Origin of the sequence: Streptomyces sp. SAI-127, assembly GCF_029894425.1 — a bacterium.
Taxonomy (GTDB): Bacteria; Actinomycetota; Actinomycetes; order Streptomycetales; family Streptomycetaceae; genus Streptomyces.
Window position 1 is genome coordinate 8,144,492 of record NZ_JARXYJ010000001.1, and the last position, 17,590, is coordinate 8,162,081.

General features: G+C 70.3%; 15 protein-coding genes. 9 read left to right on the top strand and 6 right to left on the bottom strand.

The genetic code is table 11. From position 1 onward, the window contains the following. Nucleotides 1-86 precede the first annotated feature (86 nt). The 3 genes from M2157_RS37435 to M2157_RS37445 all read left to right on the top strand — a co-directional run bounded on the left by M2157_RS37435 (nt 87) and on the right by M2157_RS37445 (nt 2,785). Complete coding sequence (locus M2157_RS37435; RefSeq protein WP_280856661.1) at nt 87-647, top strand: hypothetical protein; 561 nt, start codon at nt 87-89, stop codon at nt 645-647. After that, the gene (locus M2157_RS37440) at nt 616-1,911 is read left to right on the top strand and encodes an ABC transporter substrate-binding protein (RefSeq protein ID WP_280867405.1); all 1,296 of its coding nucleotides are present in this window, start codon (nt 616-618) and stop codon (nt 1,909-1,911) included. The genes M2157_RS37435 and M2157_RS37440 overlap by 32 nt, the downstream gene beginning before the upstream one ends. 70 nt (nt 1,912-1,981) lie before the next feature. Next, on the top strand, nt 1,982-2,785 hold the full coding sequence (locus M2157_RS37445) for a hypothetical protein (RefSeq protein WP_280867407.1): 804 nt from the start codon (nt 1,982-1,984) through the stop codon (nt 2,783-2,785). Here M2157_RS37445 and M2157_RS37450 read toward each other — a convergent pair. Then, complete coding sequence (locus M2157_RS37450) at nt 2,774-3,928, bottom strand: epoxide hydrolase (protein ID WP_280867409.1); 1,155 nt, start codon at nt 3,926-3,928, stop codon at nt 2,774-2,776. The genes M2157_RS37445 and M2157_RS37450 overlap by 12 nt on opposite strands. Nucleotides 3,929-3,990: 62 nt before the next feature. Between M2157_RS37450 and M2157_RS37455 the strand changes: the two genes are divergently transcribed. After that, complete coding sequence (locus M2157_RS37455) at nt 3,991-4,962, top strand: YafY family protein (RefSeq protein WP_280856657.1); 972 nt, start codon at nt 3,991-3,993, stop codon at nt 4,960-4,962. Here the strand turns inward: M2157_RS37455 and ctaD are convergent. Beyond that, the gene (gene ctaD, locus M2157_RS37460; RefSeq protein WP_280867410.1) at nt 4,910-6,601 is read right to left on the bottom strand and encodes a cytochrome c oxidase subunit I; all 1,692 of its coding nucleotides are present in this window, start codon (nt 6,599-6,601) and stop codon (nt 4,910-4,912) included. The genes M2157_RS37455 and ctaD overlap by 53 nt on opposite strands. Before the next feature lie 366 nt (nt 6,602-6,967). Here ctaD and M2157_RS37465 point away from each other — a divergent pair, with 366 nt between their 5' ends. Continuing rightward, a complete protein-coding gene (locus M2157_RS37465) occupies nt 6,968-7,183 on the top strand; it encodes an I78 family peptidase inhibitor (RefSeq protein WP_280856655.1) in 216 nt (71 codons plus the stop codon). A 98-nt stretch (nt 7,184-7,281) separates the two neighbouring features. Here the strand turns inward: M2157_RS37465 and M2157_RS37470 are convergent, their stop codons facing one another. Together M2157_RS37470 and M2157_RS37475 are read right to left on the bottom strand one after the other, a co-directional pair. Further along, nucleotides 7,282-8,313 (bottom strand): phosphatase PAP2 family protein, encoded by a 1,032-nt coding sequence (locus M2157_RS37470; RefSeq protein WP_280856654.1) that lies wholly within the window; start codon nt 8,311-8,313, stop codon nt 7,282-7,284. A 237-nt stretch (nt 8,314-8,550) separates the two neighbouring features. After that, nucleotides 8,551-9,729, bottom strand: a complete 1,179-nt coding sequence (locus tag M2157_RS37475) for a mannosyltransferase family protein (RefSeq protein WP_280867411.1) — start codon at nt 9,727-9,729, stop codon at nt 8,551-8,553. 260 nt (nt 9,730-9,989) lie between these two features. Between M2157_RS37475 and M2157_RS37480 the strand changes: the two genes are divergently transcribed. After that, nucleotides 9,990-11,591: an MFS transporter gene (locus M2157_RS37480; protein WP_280867412.1), complete on the top strand. Its 1,602-nt coding sequence runs from the start codon at nt 9,990-9,992 to the stop codon at nt 11,589-11,591. Nucleotides 11,592-11,690: 99 nt separating this feature from the next. After that, complete coding sequence (locus tag M2157_RS37485; protein WP_280867413.1) at nt 11,691-12,863, top strand: acyl-CoA dehydrogenase family protein; 1,173 nt, start codon at nt 11,691-11,693, stop codon at nt 12,861-12,863. A gap of 36 nt (nt 12,864-12,899) precedes the next feature. Here M2157_RS37485 and M2157_RS37490 read toward each other — a convergent pair whose 3' ends face one another. Together M2157_RS37490 and M2157_RS37495 are read right to left on the bottom strand one after the other, a co-directional pair. Beyond that, nucleotides 12,900-13,340, bottom strand: coding sequence for a cell division protein SepF (locus tag M2157_RS37490; RefSeq protein WP_057614474.1), 441 nt, complete (start codon nt 13,338-13,340; stop codon nt 12,900-12,902). Nucleotides 13,341-13,618: 278 nt separating this feature from the next. Next, complete coding sequence (locus tag M2157_RS37495; protein WP_280856650.1) at nt 13,619-14,545, bottom strand: ABC transporter substrate-binding protein; 927 nt, start codon at nt 14,543-14,545, stop codon at nt 13,619-13,621. Between the two features lie 394 nt (nt 14,546-14,939). On the opposite strand from M2157_RS37495, the gene M2157_RS37500 reads away from it, so the two are divergent. After that, complete coding sequence (locus tag M2157_RS37500; RefSeq protein WP_280867414.1) at nt 14,940-15,797, top strand: amino acid ABC transporter permease; 858 nt, start codon at nt 14,940-14,942, stop codon at nt 15,795-15,797. Next, nucleotides 15,794-17,572: an FAD/NAD(P)-binding protein gene (locus tag M2157_RS37505; protein WP_280867415.1), complete on the top strand. Its 1,779-nt coding sequence runs from the start codon at nt 15,794-15,796 to the stop codon at nt 17,570-17,572. The genes M2157_RS37500 and M2157_RS37505 overlap by 4 nt, the downstream gene beginning before the upstream one ends. Nucleotides 17,573-17,590: the final 18 nt, after the last annotated feature.

Here is a 17,590-nt window from a genome sequence, read left to right on the forward strand (position 1 = left end):
TGTCCAAGTCCGCCAATCGCTTGCACTATGCCTTCTGGAAGCTGACCCTGAAAGCACCGGGCGCACTTGGCCCGGACCGACACCCGGTGGTGAGCCAGATGGTTCTCGGGAGCGACCGCAAGTGGGGGAACGGCAGCCGGGGGCTGATGGCGGTGGGGTTCGCCCTCGCCGTGGCCCTCACGGCGTGCAGCGACGACAGCGGCGGCGGCAGCGAGAGCCCGCCGCCGACGCCTTCCGTGGAGCGGACCACACCGTCCGCGCCCCCCTCGCCGAGCGGACCCGCCGACGCGGCCGCCGCCCAGCGGGAGATCAAGGCGAACTGGGAGAAGTTCTTCGACCCGAAGACCCCCACCAAGGACAAACAGGCCGTCCTGGAGAACGGCGACGAGATGGGCCCGGTGCTCCAGGCATTCAGCGGTGACCAGCGTGGCGGACAGGTGCAGGCGAAGGTCACGAAGGTCGGGTTCACCAAGCCGACCGCGGCCGACGTGACGTACACCCTGATGCTGAACGGCGCCACCGCCCTGCCGGACGCCTCCGGAACGGCGGTCGAACAGGACGGCACCTGGAAGGTGTCGGTCAACACCCTGTGCGCGCTGGTCCAGTTGAGCGGCAATGCCACGGCGTCGGCTCTTCCGGGCTGCTGAGGCCGCGCTCGCGGTCCTGCTGCTCACGGTGGGCACGGCGTGCGGCAGCCGGCTGCCGGAGAGCGACTTCGAGCACCGGGAGCGGGCGACCCCCGCCCGGGACGACACCCCGATCCGGGTCGGCATCGTCACCAGCGCCACCAGCCCGGTCGGCGGCAGCGCCTTCACCGGTCCGCGCGACGGCGCCAAGGCGTACTTCGAGCGCCTCAACGCGCGCGGGGGCGTCGACGGCCGCCGGATCGAGGTGCGCGAGTGCGACGACGGCGGCAGCGGAGTCGGCAACAACACCTGTGTGCACCGGTTGATCGACGAGGACAAGGTGGTCGCCCTGGTCGCGACCACCGCCCTCGACTACGCCGGCGCCTCCGGCGTCTCCCACGCGAGCGTGCCCGACATCGGAGGCCAGCCCATCGGCGCCGCCTACGACACCTGGCCGCACCTCTACGGCATCTACGGCAGTCTCGCGCCCCGGCGCGGCACGACCGGCTGGGGCGGAAGGCAGTACGGCGGCACCGAGGTCTACCGCTATTTCAAGCGCGAGCACGGGGCCCGTACCGCGGCGGTCGTGTCGTACAACCAGGCCGCGTCCGCCGCCTACGCCCGGCTCGTCGAGCAGGGCCTGAAGGCCGAGGGGTACAAGGTCGTCACCGAGCAGGTCGACTTCGCGCTGCCCAACTTCCGTGCCGTGGCGGCCGACCTGAAGGAGCAGGGCGCCGACCTGGTCTTCGACGCCGTCGACAGCCATGGCAACGCCCAGCTGTGCGAGGCGATGGACGCCGCCGGCGTCGAGGTCACCGCCAAGGTCACCAATGTGCAGAACTGGACCTCCACCGTCCCGGACGACTACAAGGACGCCCCGCGCTGCCGCAACGCCCTGTGGGCGACCGGATCCAGCCGCAACTACGAGGACACGGACCATGCGGCCGTACGGGAGTTCAGGGAGGCCACGAAGAGCCTCGAGACGCACTCCCAGTGGCAGCTGGAGGGCTGGGCGGCCGCGATGTGGTTCACGGACGCCGCGAAAGCATGCGCAGCGGCACAAGGCATCACGCGCGCGTGTGTCGACGCCTACATGAACCGCAGCCGGGACCACACGGCGGACGGCCTCCTCGTCCCCGTCACCTTCGAGCGCCTCGCCGAGCCGCCGGAGTCCCGCCGGACCTGCCTGTCGGTGGCCCGCTGGGTGGACGGCCGGGGCTGGGTCTCCCAGGGCGACATGGACCGCACCTGCTTCGACGTTCCGCAACTGGCCTATCGACAATGAGTCACCGGCCGCACGCAACCAAAGGGCGCCCACGACGGTCTGACCGGACACCATGAACCACGGGAGGACCATGCCCGCCGGACGGGGCGTATCGCTGCGGGCCGACTGTGTCGCCGACTCCGCGGGCGGACTGACCTTCGACGTCACCGCCGGCGGGGCGAGCAGTACGGCCCATCTGGTGCTGCGCCGACGCGACGGACACGAGGAGGTCGGTCTGCCGCTGGCCCCGACCGCCGACGGAAGGCTGCGCGCCGCCCTGCCCAGCACCGTCGCCCTGCCCGAGGGCCGCTGGGACGCGTACGCGCGCGTGGCCGACGACGAGCCCCTGCGCCTCGCGCCCGGCGCCACCGACCTGCGCGCGCTCACCGCCCGCACCCCGAGCGGCTCCCGCGGCCATGTCGCCGTCCGCATCCCCTATGCGACGCGGCAGGGCAACCTCACCGTCCGCAGCTGGCTGCGCGCCCCGCACGCGGAGGCGGGCGAGCTGCGCGTCGAGGGCGCCGGACTGACCGTACGGGGGCGGCTGTACGGCACCTGGTTCACCCCCGACGCCCACGCCGAGGTGCGCCCCCGGCACTCCCCGGGTCCCGCCCGCCGCTGCGACGTCGCCGCCGACGAGGCTCGGTTCGGCTTCCCGGTGACGTACGCGGAGCTCGGGCCCGGAGTCTGGGACCTGTGGCTGCGGCCGCACGGCGAGAGCGGGCCGCGGGTGCGGATCGCGCGGCTGCTCGACGACGTCGCCGACAAGAAGCCCGTGTTCACCTATCCACGCGCACGCGTGGAGACGGCGTACGGCCCGGTGGAGGCCGGGCCGTACTACACGCGGGACAACGACCTGTCGGTGTCCGTCACCGCGTGCCCTTCACCGCAGTGAGCCGAAGAACTCCCTGACGTCACCGGCCAGCAGCTCGGGGACCTCCAGGGCCGCGAAGTGGCCGCCGCGGTCGAACTCCGTCCAGCGGACGAGGGTGTTGGCCTGCTCGGCCCAGCGGCGGATCGCCACGTCCTCGCCGAAGTTGGCCACCGCGGTCGGCACTCCGGAGGTCGCCGTCGGGAACCAGTCCGGCACATGGCTGTTCTCGTAGTACATGCGGGCCGCGGAACCGGCGGTGCCGGTCAGCCAGTACAGCATCACGTTGGTGAGCAGGGTGTCCCGGTCGATCGCGTCCTCGGGCAGCGTGGCCGAGGAATGCGTCCATGCCTGGAACTTCTCCATGATCCACGCCAGTTGGCCGACCGGCGAGTCGGTGAGGGCGTAGGAGAGGGTCTGCGGACGGGTCGACTGCAGGGCGTTGTAGCCGAAGCCGTCCGTGGTGAACTCGGCGATGCTCGCAAGGCTGTGCCGCTCGCGGTCGGTCAGCCCCTGCTGCGCCTCCTCGTCGACCGGGCCGAGCGGGATGAACCCGACCGAGGCGGCGTTCACATGGACACCGACCACGGACTCGGGAGCGACCCGGGCGAGCGCGGGGGAGATCAGCGCGCCCAGGTCGCCGCCCTGGGCGCCGTAGCGCTCGTAGCCGAGCCTGCGCATCAGCTCCGCCCACGCGCGGGCGACCCGGTTGACGTTCCAGCCCTTGTCGCGCGTCGGCCCGGAGAAGCCGAAGCCGGGGATGGACGGGATCACCAGATGGAAGTCCTCGCTCAGCGAGCCGATCACACCGAGGAACTCGACGATCGAACCCGGCCAGCCGTGCGTCAGGATCAGCGGGAGCGCGTCCGGCCGGGAGGAGCGGACGTGCAGGAAGTGCACCTGGGCACCGTCGATCTCGGTGACGAACTGCGGGAGCTCGTTGAGGGCGGCCTCGTGCTTGCGCCAGTCGTAGGCACCGCGCCAGTACGCGGCGAGATCGCGGAGATACGGCAGGGAGGCGCCGTACTCCCAGCCGGCGTCCGGCAGCTCGTCCGGCCAGCGGGTGAGATCCAGGCGGGTGTGCAGGTCGTCGAGCTGCGCCTGAGGGATGTCGATCCGGAAGGGGCGGATCTCACGGGTCTCTGTGGTCGCGCTGTTGTCTGCCATGAGTCCAAGGTAGGAAGGCTTGCGGACAACAACTGTCCGCAATGGCTGGCAGACTCGATTTCATGTTGGAGACCTCGGCACGACTCCTGCGCCTGCTCTCGCTCCTGCAGGCCCACCGCGAATGGTCGGGCGCCGACCTGGCCGACCGCCTCGGCGTCACCCCGCGCACCGTGCGCCGGGACGTGGACCGGCTGCGCGAGCTGGGCTACCCCGTCAACGCCAGCCCGGGCACCGGCGGCGGCTACCAGCTGGGCGCGGGCGCCGAGCTGCCGCCGCTGCTCCTGGACGACGACGAGGCCGTCGCGGTCGCCGTCGGCCTGCGCACGGCCGCGGGGCAGGGCATCGAGGGGATCGGGGAGACCTCCGTACGGGCCCTCGCCAAGCTGGAGCAGGTCCTGCCGAGCCGGCTGCGCCGCCGGGTGGGTGCCCTGAACGCCTTCACGGTGCCGATGCTGCGCGGCCCCCAGCCCTCCGCCGTCGACCCGGGCGTCCTCACCGAGCTCGCCAACCTCTGCCGGGACGCCGAGCGGCTGCGCTTCGAGTACAGCGATCACGGGGGCGCCTCCAGCCGCCGTACCGTCGAACCGCACCGCCTGGTGTGCAGCGAGCGGCGCTGGTATCTGGTCGCCTGGGACGTCGACCGTGACGACTGGCGGACCTTCCGGGTCGACCGGATCACCCCCAGGCCGCCGCACGGTCCCCGGTTCGCTCCGCGCACCCCGCCCGCCGAGGACCTCGCCGCCTACGTCTCGCGAGGCGTCTCCACGCGCGTGTACGCCTCACACGCGGTCGTGCGGCTGCTGGTGCCCAAGGAACGGGCCGCCGAGCGGATCTCGCCGAGTGCCGGGGTGCTGGAGGCGGAGGGGCCCGACAGCTGCCTCCTGCACACCGGGGCCTCGAGTCTCGACGTGATGGTGATCCACGTGATGATGACGGGCTTCGAGTTCGAGGTGCTGGAGCCGGCCGAGCTGACCGAGGCGATCAGGACGGCTCACGACCGGCTTGCTCGCTCTTTGGCTCGGGCTGCGGAGTAAGGGCCGCGTACTCCGGATGGTGCAGGTCGAACGCCGGGGACTCGGAGCGGATCCGGGGCAGCGCCGTGAAGTTGTGCCGCGGCGGCGGGCAGGAGGTGGCCCACTCCAGGGAACGGCCGTAGCCCCAGGGATCGTCGGTCTCCACCTTCACGCCGTACTTGGCGGTCTTCCAGACGTTGTAGAGGAACGGCAGCGTCGAGGCGCCCAGCAGGAACGCCCCGATCGTCGAGATCGTGTTGAGCGCGGTGAAGCCGTCCGCGGCGAGATAGTCCGCGTACCGGCGGGGCATGCCCTCCGCGCCCAGCCAGTGCTGCACCAGGAACGTGGTGTGGAAACCGACGAACAGCGTCCAGAACTGGATCTTGCCGAGCCGCTCGTCGAGCATCTTCCCGGTGAACTTCGGCCACCAGAAGTGCAGCCCGCCGAAGATCGCGAAGACGACCGTGCCGAACACGACGTAGTGGAAGTGCGCCACGACGAAGTAGGTGTCCGACACATGGAAGTCCAGCGGTGGCGAGGCCAGCAGTACCCCGGTCAGGCCGCCGAACAGGAACGTCACCAGGAAGCCCGTCGCCCACAGCATCGGCGTCTCGAAGGACAGCGAGCCCTTGATCATCGTCCCGGTCCAGTTGAAGAACTTCACGCCCGTCGGGACCGCGATCAGGAAGCTCATGAAGGAGAAGAACGGCAGCAGCACCGCGCCGGTGACGAACATGTGGTGCGCCCACACCACGATCGACAGACCGGTGATCGACATCGTCGCCGCGACCAGCGTCAGATAGCCGAACATCGGCTTGCGGCTGAAGACCGGGATGATCTCCGTGATGATGCCGAAGAACGGCAGCGCGATGATGTACACCTCGGGATGCCCGAAGAACCAGAACAGGTGCTGCCACAGCAGCGCCCCGCCGTTGCCCGCCTCGAAGACCTGCGAGCCGAAGCGCCGGTCCGCCTCCAGGACCAGCAGCGCGGCCGCCAGCACCGGGAACGCCATCAGGATCAGGATCGACGTGAACAGCGTGTTCCAGGTGAAGATCGGCATCCGGAACATGGTCATGCCGGGCGCGCGCATCCCGATGATCGTGGTGATGAAGTTGACCGCGCCGAGGATCGTGCCGAAGCCGGCCAGCGCCAGGCCCATGATCCACAGGTCGGGACCGATGCCGGGGGAGTGCGCGGAGTCGTTCAGCGGCGCGTAGGCGAACCAGCCGAAGGCGGCCGGCCCGGACGGCACGAGCAGCGAACCCAGCACGATCAGGCCACCGAACAGGAAGAACCAGTAGGACAGCATGTTCAGCCGCGGGAAGGCCACGTCCGGGGCGCCGATCTGGAGCGGCATCAGCTCGTTGGCGAAGCCGGCGAAGCTCGGGGTCGCGAACAGCAGCAGCATGATCGTGCCGTGCATCGTGAACAACTGGTTGTACTGCTGGTTGTCCATGATCTGCAGTCCCGGCCGGGCGAGCTCGGCCCGCATCAGCAGGGCCATCACGCCGCCGACCAGGAAGAACACGAACGACGTGATCAGATAGAGGTGACCGATCTTCTTGTGGTCGGTGGTGGTCAACCAGTCGACGACCACCCGCCCGCGCCCCTTGGTCCGCACGGGTCGTGCCGTCGCGTGCACGGTCTGCGTCCCCATCGCTCGCCCCTTCGCTCGGCTCACGCCATGATGCTCGCGCGGTCGTGCGCGGCGACAGAGGGCGTAAGGGGGTTCTGTGCCGGAACCGTGTATTTCCTATGCGGAGTCAGCTTCCGTGGCCCTGTCCGGATTCAGTGGGCAAAGGGGCCCGGGCCGGTTCTCGGACAAGCCTTCTCATGGCTCATTCCGGTAAGTCGTACGACACGCGGGAATTGCGTTCGAATACCTGCGGAAGGGCGAGGGAAACGTCCGTCCGGGTGACGCAGCGCGAGGGAAACGCGTGTCGGGAGCCTGTGACAGAAGCGTGACAGGAGGCGTGCGGGATCCGGACTTCCGCGGCCGCCGGGCAGGGCCTAGCGTGGCGGTATGGCACCCATTCCGACACCGCCCGCCGAACCCCAGGACAGCCCGGACACCTACGTCGGCCTCGACTCCGCCTCCGCCGAGCGGATCGCGCGTGAGCGGGGCTGGCCGACGGTCAGATCACTGCCGCCGGGGGCGATCATCACGATGGAGTACCGCCAGGGCCGGCTCAACTTCGAGGTGAAGGACGGCCGCGTGGCGCGGGCCTGGAAGGGCTGAACCGCATGACGCAGGCCCCGGTTCCCTCGCGCGGAACCGGGGCCTGCGTCATGCGCTGGGTGGTGGTGCGTACCGGCCCCGCCGTGTCCGGGGCGGGATCAGCCGCCGGTCACCGGCCGGGTGGCCGGGGAGGGCGTGCCGCGCACGATCCGGTCCGACTGCGGCGGGCGGCGGCTGCCGACCGGCGTGACCGGGGTGCGTTCCGAGCGGCTGGTGTGCGGGCCCGGGGCCAGGTAGACGGGTGACCTGGGGGCACGCGCCGGGGTGGTGGCCTCGCGGGCCGCCGTCTCGTTCTGGGGGGCCGTGAGCGGCTTGAGGCGGGCCGGAGCGGGCGCAGTGACGGGGGTGACCGGGGCCGGGGTCTTCGCGCCGCCGCGGGCCCGCCAGCGGTCGCGCAGGTCGAAGGCGTAGGTCTCGGCGCGGGCGATCAGCGGCTCGAACCAGGGCAGTGCGAGCAGGATCAGCAGACCGGCGACCCAGCCCAGCAGGACATCGCTCAGCCAGTGCGTACCGAGGTAGACGGTGGCCATGCCGACGCCCAGCGAGGTCACCGCGGAGATGGCGGAAAGCCAGCGGCGGGCCCTCGGGGTGGAGGCCAGATACGCCAGGATCCCCCAGGTCACCACGGCGTTGGCGGTGTGGCCGCTGGGAAATATATCGCCGCCCAGGCCCATCTCGTTCGAGCCGATGACGGTCGCGTAGTGCGGTCCGAGTCTTCCCATGCCGTACTTGGCGGCGCCGACCGTGATGTTCAGCAGCAGCAGCGAGGCACCCAGGGTCAGCAGCGGGCGCACGGTGTGCTGCCGCCAGGAACGCCAGCCCAGCCAGGCCGCGACCATGACCGCGGTCGGGCCGCGCTGGCCCAGCACCACGTAGTAGTCGACGAACCAGTGGATGGACGCCCACTGCTGGTAGGGCCGGAAGAACATGACCTGCCAGTCGAGGCGGACCAGCCACGAGGTGGTCACCACGAGCCACACGATCGCCAGGTAGAAGGCCAGGGCGGCGATCACCAGGACGGTCCGGTGCCGGCTCGCCCTGGGCACGCTGAGGTGGGCCGGTCGTTCCGGCTCACGGTCCAGCCTGGCGAACACCCGGTCCAGACGGGTGAGGTTTCGTTCGGTACGCACCCAATCGACGTTACAGCGAGTGAGCTCTGTTCCCTGTCGAATCAGCGGCTTTGTGATGACGATGTGATGTGGGATTCCTCTCAGCCGGGGGTTTATTTCCAGGGATTCCGCAAAAGCGGGCGGCTGCGTCCTTCAATTCCTTTGATCATTCCGGGGTCGGGTTTATTGGCCCTTATGAATTAGTTCACCGAATCATGGGACGGAATTCTCCGGGTGCTCACGACGCTCCGGAGTCGATCATGGCGGACCGGAGCCGTTCAGCCAGAAGGCGCCGTACAGGGCGGACGCGGCGGCGATCACCGCCACGATCACGGCTGACCTGCGGGTCCTTGCCCGCGCGAGGGCCAGGGCGAGGGGGAGCAACAGGGGGAAGGCGGGCATCAGCAGGCGCGGTTTCGAGCCGAAGTAGCTCGACGCGCACAGGGCGAGCGCGGTGACGACCCCGGCGTACACCAGCAGGGGCAGCGGCTGGCCCTGCCGCACACAGGTGACGTACAGCCACCCGACCAGCCCCACCCCGACGATCAGCCCCACGCCGGCGAGGGCCGACGGGAACGACGTGAACTTGTCGGCGACAAACCGGGCGAAGGCGTATCCGCCGTCGAATCCGTTGCGCCACCCCGCCTGCACGTCGAGATAGCCGAGCGGCCCTCTGCCGGTGCGGTGACCGACCCACAGGACGTAGGCGGCCGCGCCCAGGGGCGCGAGGGCCATGCCCGCGGCCTGCGTGGCCGTGGTCGCCCCGGCCGGTGTGACCCGCTCCGACCCGGACGCGGCGCGGTCCCGTCGGTCCCGCAGGAAGGCGGCGATCCCCGCCGCCCACACCGCCGCGACCACTGCGAGGCCCACCGGACGCGTCAGGCCGGCCAGTGAGGCCAGCAGGCCCGCGATCAGCCAGCGGCCGGTCAGCAGGGCGTAGAGCGACCAGGCGGCCAGCGCGGTGAACAGGGACTCGCTGTACGCCATCGACTGGACGATCCCGACGGGCAGGACGGCCCAGAGCAGGACCGCGCAGACGCCGGCCCGGCCGCCGTACACGTGATCCGTCACTGCGAAGACGCCCCAGGCCGCGAACAGGGAGGCGAGCAAGGAGACCGCGAAGCCCGCGTCGGCGTGCGACAGCGGTGTCACGGCGGACAGCAGCCGCTCCAGCCAGGGCAGGAGCGGGAAGAACGCCAGGTTCGAGTGCACGTCGCCGTTCGGCAGCCGCACCTCGTAGCCGTAACCGAGTTCGGCGACCCTCGTGTACCAGAGGGCGTCCCAGCGGGCCGTCAGCAGGGTGTACGCGCTCTTGTCGCGGGCCGCGCTCCACACGGCCAGGGTGACGAGGCCCAGAGCGCGTACGGCCGCATAGCCGAGCAGCGCCGGGGCGGCTCGGCGCAGGGCCGGTTCGGTGCGCGTTCCAAGATCGGTCACGGGCCCGATTATCGACCGCGCGCCGGACCGGCACGCCCGCCGGGGCATGGGACCGGATGAGAACGTGGTGTACGCCACACGTGTTCCACGTGAAGTCTGAGAGGTCCGCCACTGGGCCGACGAACGAACTCGCGTACTCTGACGTGTCACCCGCCGTTCGCTGCGCGGGCCGGAGACACCGCTCCTCTCCGGCCGAGATCATGGGGAGTCCCCACCCCGTGTGCCCGCCGAACGCCAGGGAACATCTGGGAGGTACGTACATGTCCAGGACGACCACGGCCGCCGAAGCGCTGCGCCGTCGGGCGGCCGGGGCCGGTGCAAACCGCTGGGTCGTCCTCGTCGTCCTCTGCGTCAGCCTGCTCCTGGTCGCCCTCGACGCGACCGTGCTGCACGTGGCGGTGCCCGCTGTCACCGAGGACCTCAAGCCCGGCGGGATAGAGCTGCTCTGGATCGTCGACGTCTATCCCCTCGTCTGCGCCTCGCTGCTGATCCTCTTCGGCACGCTCGGCGACCGCGTGGGCCGCAGGAGGGTCCTCCTCCTCGGCTACGCCCTCTTCGGCGTCGCCTCCGGTGTCGCCGCCCTCGCGGACACCGCTCAGGTGCTGATCCTCGCGCGGGCGCTGCTCGGCGTCGGCGGCGCGATGATCATGCCCGCCACCCTCTCGATCCTTCGCCAGGTCTTCCCCGACCGGCGCGAGCGGGCGCTCGCGATCGGCATCTGGAGCGCGGTCGCCGCCGTCGGCGCGGCCGTCGGACCACTGCTCGGCGGCTTCCTCCTGGAGCACTTCTGGTGGGGGTCGGTCTTCCTCGTCAACATCCCGCTGATGCTGGTCAGCCTGCCGGTGGGCCGCCTGCTGCTGCCCGAGTCGAAGGGCGGCGCACACGGTCCCTGGGACGTCGTCGGCGCCCTGATGGCTGCCGCCGGGCTGTTCGGTCTCGTCCTCGGCGTGAAGCAGCTCGGCGGCGGGGAGCTCGACGTGTTCACCGCGGTGCCGCTGGTCGTGGGCGCGGTGCTGCTCGTCGCGTTCGTACGGCGCCAGAAGCGGCTCACGCATCCCCTGGTGGACCTGCGGATGTTCGCGCGCCCGGCGTTCAGCACCTCGGTCGGCTGCATCGTCCTGGCGATGCTCGCCCTCGTCGGGCTCGAACTGATCGCGGCGCAGTATCTCCAACTGGTCCTTGACCTGTCCCCGCTGGAGACCGGTCTACGGCTGCTGCCGCTGACGATCGCCGCGATGGCGGCGGGGCTGGCCGGAGCGCGTCTGCTGCGGAGGTTCGGGCCGCGCCGGATGGTCAGTGCCGGGTTCTGCCTCACGGCCGTGGCCGTCCTGCTGCTGACCGCGATGGGCGACGCGGACAACACGGGCCTGCTGCTGCTCGGGTTCGTCCTGCTCGGGTTCGGTCTGGAGACGACGCTTTTCGGGGCGTACGAGTCGATGCTCAGCGAGGCGCCCCCGGAGCAGGCGGGCGGGGCGGCGGCGATCGGCGAGACCTCGTACCAGCTCGGTGCGGGCATCGGCATAGCGCTGCTCGGCAGTGTGATGAACGCGGCGTACACGCCCGGCCTCTCGGGCGTGCCGGGTGTCCCGGAGGCGGCGTCCAAGTCGGCCGGGCACTCCCTGGGCGAAGCCTACGAGGTCGCCGGACACCTCGGTGGACCCGCGGGCGTGGCCCTGCGCCGGGCCGCCCGGGACTCCTTCGTGCACGGGCTGCACGTGACCTTGCTGGTGAGCGCGGGGTTGTTGCTGCTGGGCGCGGTGATGGCGCTGCGGTTGCCGCGTGCGATGCAGTGCGGCGAGACCCCGACGGCGGTGGAGCTCCCGGCGCCGCGGGAGGTCGCCGAGTCCCGCGTCTCGGCCTGACACCGCGGCATCTGGACGTGCGGGACATCGCGTCGTAACGTCAGCCGCGAAGCGTAACTAGCGCTGCTAGTTTTGAGCTGGCTCCCGGAGGATGTGCTCATGGCCCCGTTCGACCCCGCCGACCCCCTCGGTATCGACGACCTGCTGGAGCCGGAGGACCTGGCGATCCGCGAGACCGTGCGGACCTGGGCCGCCGACCGTGTCCTGCCGTATGTCGCGGACTGGTACGAGCGGGGCGAGCTGCCGGGGATCAGGGACCTCGCCCGTGAGCTCGGGGAGATCGGCGCCCTCGGGATGTCCCTGAGCGGCTACGGGTGCGCGGGTGCCTCCGCCGTGCAGTACGGGCTCGCCTGTCTGGAGCTGGAGGCCGCCGACTCCGGGATCCGGTCCCTCGTCTCGGTGCAGGGCTCTCTCGCCATGTACGCCATCCACCGGTTCGGCAGCGAGGAGCAGAAGCGGACCTGGCTGCCGCGGATGGCCGCCGGTGAGGTCATCGGCTGCTTCGGGCTCACCGAACCCGATCACGGCTCCGACCCCGGATCCATGCGGACGTACGCCAAGAAGGACGGCACGGACTGGGTGCTGAACGGGCGCAAGATGTGGATCACCAACGGGTCGGTCGCCGGGGTGGCCGTCGTATGGGCGCAGACCGACGACGCGATCCGCGGCTTTGTGGTGCCGACTGACACACCGGGCTTCTCGGCGCCCGAGATCAAGCACAAGTGGTCGCTGCGGGCCAGCGTCACCAGTGAGCTCGTCCTCGACGACGTACGGCTGCCCGGCGACGCGGTGCTGCCCGAGGTCGCCGGGCTCAAGGGGCCGCTCAGCTGTCTGTCGCACGCCCGGTACGGGATCGTGTGGGGGGCCATGGGGGCGGCGCGGTCGTGTTTCGAGACCGCCGTCGACTACGCGAAGACGCGGGAGCAGTTCGGGCGGCCGATCGGGGGCTTCCAGCTCACTCAGGCCAAACTCGCCGACATGGCGGTCGAACTGCACAAGGGGATTCTGCTCGCCCACCATCTGGGGCGGCGCATGGACGCCGGCCGCCTGCGTCCCGAGCAGGTCAGCTTCGGCAAGCTCAACAACGTCCGCGAGGCGATCGAGATCTGCCGTACGGCGCGGACGATCCTCGGGGCCAACGGGATCTCCCTCGAGTACCCCGTCATGCGGCACGCGACGAACCTCGAGTCGGTGCTGACGTACGAAGGCACCGTGGAGATGCACCAGCTGGTGCTGGGCAAGGCGCTCACCGGACTGGATGCCTTCCGGTAGACCCTGCGCGGGGCAGGGCCGGCGAGCGGCCCTGCCTCAGCTCTGGTTGAAGAAGCCGTCCGTGCGGTGCGCGGCCGGGTCGCCGTTCACGATCTCCGTGTTGGCGGGGGACAGCAGGAACACCCGGGTGGACACGCGCTCGATGGAACCACGCAGTCCGAAGATCAGCCCGGCCGCGAAGTCGACGACGCGCTTGGCGTCGGAGGCCTCCATCGCGGTGAGGTTCATGATGACGGGAACGCCTTCGCGGAACAGTTCGCCGATGGCACGGGCGTCCCGGAAGCTGTCCGGGGTCACCGTGCCGATCCGGCGGCCTTTCTCCTCGGCGACGTCCGAAGCCACCTTGACCCGCGGGTCGGTGACCCAGGCATCCCCGGGCTCGGTCCCTTCGGAGTATCCGTCGTCGTCGTAGTAACGCTCGTCATCGTTGTCGTCAACGAGGCCCAGCCAGGCACTCGCTTTGCGCACCGATCCCATGGACGCCTCCTCTCACAGCGGTCTCTCTTGCTTCTGTATCCCTATGGTCATCCATGATGCGGATCGCGCGCCAAGTGGATAGCCGCCGCGCGGGGGGTTTGTGACGGTACTGGTGCACAGCGAATACGTCGAGAGGCCAGGTACCCCAAGGGTCGTGTCCCATACGGCTGCTGACTGTGAGTGAAATATGATTCTTCACGGCGTACGGGTGAGAGGTGGGACGTACGGGTGAACGGGGTCGGCAGCCCTTGGCTTTGACGAAGCCTCAGGTCAGGGCGTTACTTCAGTTCGGGTGGGGAGATGCGGGAGGCGGTCGTCGCCGAGCCTTCGGTGCCCCATTTCTTGAGGATCCTGGCGTAGGTGCCGTTTTTGATGAGGACATTCACCGCCGCCTGGAACGCCTTGGCCAGGGGCGTGCCCTTCTTGAAGGCGAAACCGACGTCGAGGCGGTGGTACTCGTTGAGGAACTTCACGCCCTGCTGGTGGGCCACCGCGTAACGCAGGCCGTTGATCGTGGACATCACGACGTCGCTGCGGCCCTGTTGGAGTGAGGACCAGATCGCGCCCTGCTCGTTGTAGGTCTGCACCTTGTAGGGCTTTTTGCAGAGGTGCTTGTTGTCCTCCAGCGTGGCTTCGAACGTCGTGCCCGCGCCGGTCGCCACGTTCAGACCGCACAGCTGGGTCAGGTCGGTGATCCTGGTGAGCTTGCTGTCGCTGCGGGTGGCGAAGCCCTGGCCGTCGTTGATGTAGGTGACGAAGTCGATCGTCCTGCGGCGCTCGTCGGTCACGCCGAAGTTGCCGACGCCTAGGTCGTACTTGCCGCTGTCGAGGGCCGGCAGGATCGCCTCGAAGCTCGCCTGCTCGGTCTTCAGCCTGATGCCGAGGACCTTGGCGACCGCGTTCGCGAAGTCGACGTCCTGGCCGGCCAGGGTCTTGCCGTCGTCCAGGATCGAGGTGCCCGGCGGCTGGCCGGAGACGCTGACGGCGAGGGTCAGGCTCGTGGTGCCGGACGGCAGCAGCCCGGCAGCCGCGTCGTTCTTCTTGACCGCGGAGACGACGTCGGTGGTGGGGATCGCGTCGGCCCGGGCCGAGGCCGTGGCGGTGTCGTCCGCGCCGGAACCGCACGCGGTCAGGAGCAGGGTGCCCGCGGTGATGAGGGCGAAGGGGATGAGCAGTCTGTTTCGGGCATGCGTGAGTGGGCGCACGGTGGGGCGGTCTCCTGGAAGCGAGAAACGCGGGGTGAGGGGAGGGCGCGTGTGAAGGCGAGGAGGATGCGCAAAGCGAGGAAGGAGAACGCGAAAGGCGCCCTGAGGAATCAGGGCGCGCAGTGGGTCAGCTCAACAGGAAGAGGACCACACGCGACCGAAGTCGATGTGGGAGCGCTTGACCAGCCACTGCTGTGGATGCATGGGGTAAGTGGAACAGGCATCCGGTTTGCCGTCAACTGACTTGAGACGTACGGCTCACAGTGTGGACAGCCTTGACAGCGAGGGGAAACGCACCCGTAGTCTCGAAGGGCGGCCGTGCTGAGGGGCTAGGCCGCACCCGTGTGAAGGCAACCGTCCGAGTTCTACCAACTCGATGCCACGGAGCCCTCGCATGTCCTCCGACACCCTCGCCAAAGCCTCCGCCGCGCCCGGCATACCGGAGCACGCGGATTCCCTGCGGATCGTCCCGCGCCGCCGCCTCGGCCAGTGGACGGCCGCCGTCGCCGTTCTCGTACTGCTCGCGCTCGCCGTCAACTCCGTTCTGCGCAACGACGCCTTCCAGTGGGACGTCGTCGCGGACTACTTCACCACCGACGCGGTGCTGCGCGGGCTGTGGCTCACGCTCTGGCTGACCGCGGTGGTGATGACGCTCGGCTTCGTGCTGGGCGCGCTGCTCGCGGCGGCCCGGCTTTCCGCCAACCCGGTGCTCAGAAGCGTGAGTTGGGGCTACGTCTGGCTGTTCCGGTCGATCCCGATCCTGGTGCAGCTGCTGCTCTGGTTCAACATCGGGGCGCTGTACCCGCACATCCTCGGAGTACGGACGGTCGACCTGCTCGGCCCGGTCACCGTCGCGGTCATCGGCCTGACCCTGCACGAGGCCGCCTACGCCGCCGAGGTCGTGCGCGGCGGGATCCTCTCCGTCGACCGCGGGCAGATCGAGGCCGCGCAGGCGCTCGGGCTCAGCCGCTGGCGGCGCTGGCGGCGGATCGTGCTGCCGCAGGCGATGCGCTCCATCGTGCCGCCGGCCGGGAACATGCTGATCGGCACCCTCAAGGGCACCTCCATCGTCAGCGTGATCGCCGTGCAGGACCTGCTCTACTCCGTGCAGCTCGTCTACCACCGCACCTACCAGGTCATCCCCCTGCTGATGGTCGCCACCGTCTGGTACACCGTCGTCACCTCGGTGCTCGGCGTCGGTCAGCACCACCTGGAGAAGCACTACGCCCGAGGCTCGGAGCGCACCCGATGAGGCGCTCGCTGGTGATCGTCGGAGCCGGGCCGCGGGGGACCGGTCTGATCGAGCGGATCGCCGCCAACGCGCCCGAGCTGTACGACGGTCCGGGGTTCGACGTGCATCTGGTGGACCCGCATCCGCCGGGCGCCGGACGGATCTGGCGGGCCGCCCAGTCACCTCTGCTGTGGATGAACTCGCACGCCGAGGACGTCACCATGTTCACCGACGAGACCGTGCAGATGGCGGGGCCCGTGCGTCCCGGCCCCACCCTGCACGAGTGGGCCGCCATCGACGGCCGCGTCTTCGCCGACCGGCCGCTCCAGGGTGCCTATCTGCGCTGGGTGCACGAGCAGGCGGTGGCCGCGCTGCCGGAGGGCGTCGTCGTCCATCACCACCCGAGGCGTGCCGTGCGGGTCAGCGGTCCGCGCGAGGGCCGGCAGCAGGTCTGGCTGGAGGGCCGGCCGCATCCTCTCCTCGCCGACCTCGTCGTCCTGGCCCTCGGCCATCTGGACGCCGAACTGGACGAGGAGCAGAGCGCGTTGTCCGCGTACGCCGAGGAGCACGGTCTCGTCCACCTCCCGCCCGACTTCACCGCCGACAGCGATCTGTCCGCCCTCGCGCCCGGGGAACCGGTCCTGGTCCGCGGCTTCGGGCTCGCCTTCGTCGACCTGATGGTGCTGCTGACCGAGGGACGCGGCGGACGGCACGAAGGGGACACCTACGTCCCGTCCGGGCGCGAGCCGGTCCTCTACGTCGGATCGCGGCGCGGAGTGCCGTACCACTCGAAGATCGGCTACGACTGGACCGGCGAGCGGCCTCCACTGCCCCGCTTCCTGGGGCCCGCCGAGATCGACGGGCTGCTCGCCCGGCCGGAGGGCTTCGCCCGCGGCGGGGCCGCTGATGGATACAGCGAGCGGGACGTGTGGCCGCTGGTGGAGAAGGAGCTCGGGTTCGCGCACTACCACCGGCTGTTCACCGTGCATCCGGAGCGGACCGCGATGTCCTGGACCGACTTCGAGGAGAAGTACGCGGCCGGGAGCAGGACGGACATCCAGGCTCTCGTCGCCTCCGCCGTGCCCGACCCCCGTGACCGGCTCGACCTCGCGGCGCTCGACCGGCCGCTGGAGGGCGTGCGGTACGCGACGCACGAGGAGTTCCAGGACGGGCTGCGGGAGTATGTCGAGGCCGACCTGAGCCGACGGCATGACCCTTCGTACAGCCCGGACCTGGCCGTCTTCCTGGGGCTGCTCTCGGTCTACGGCCAGCTGGTCCGGCTCGGGGACATCGGCGGATGGTGGCACGGGTTCTTCAGCTATCTGGCCTCCGGACCGCCCGGGCCCCGGCTGCGGCAGTTGCTCGCGCTGTCCCGGGCGGGAGTGCTCAGGTTCGTCGGGGCCGACATGGAAGTCCACGCCGGGGACGGGGTGTTCCGGGCGTCGAGCCCCACTGTGCCGGGCTTCTCGGTGGAGGCGCGGGCGCTGGTCGAGGCGCGGCTGCCCGAGCCGACCGTGCGGCGGGCCCTCGATCCGCTGCTGCGCGAGCTGCACGCCGAGGGGGCCGCCGAGAGCCCGGACGGGCTGCTGCGCGTGGACCGTGCCGACGGGCGGGTCCTGGACCGGTCCGGACGGCCCCACCCACGGCGCTTCGCGCTCGGCCCGCACACCGACGGCCGTACTCCCGGCGCCTTCACCCGGCCGCGCACCGGCGGGCCCGCGTTCCGGCAGAACGACGCGACCGCGCGGGCCGCGCTGCTGTTCCTCGGCGAGCTCGCCGGTCGTGCTGCCGCCTAAGCCACCTGGAAGACAGGG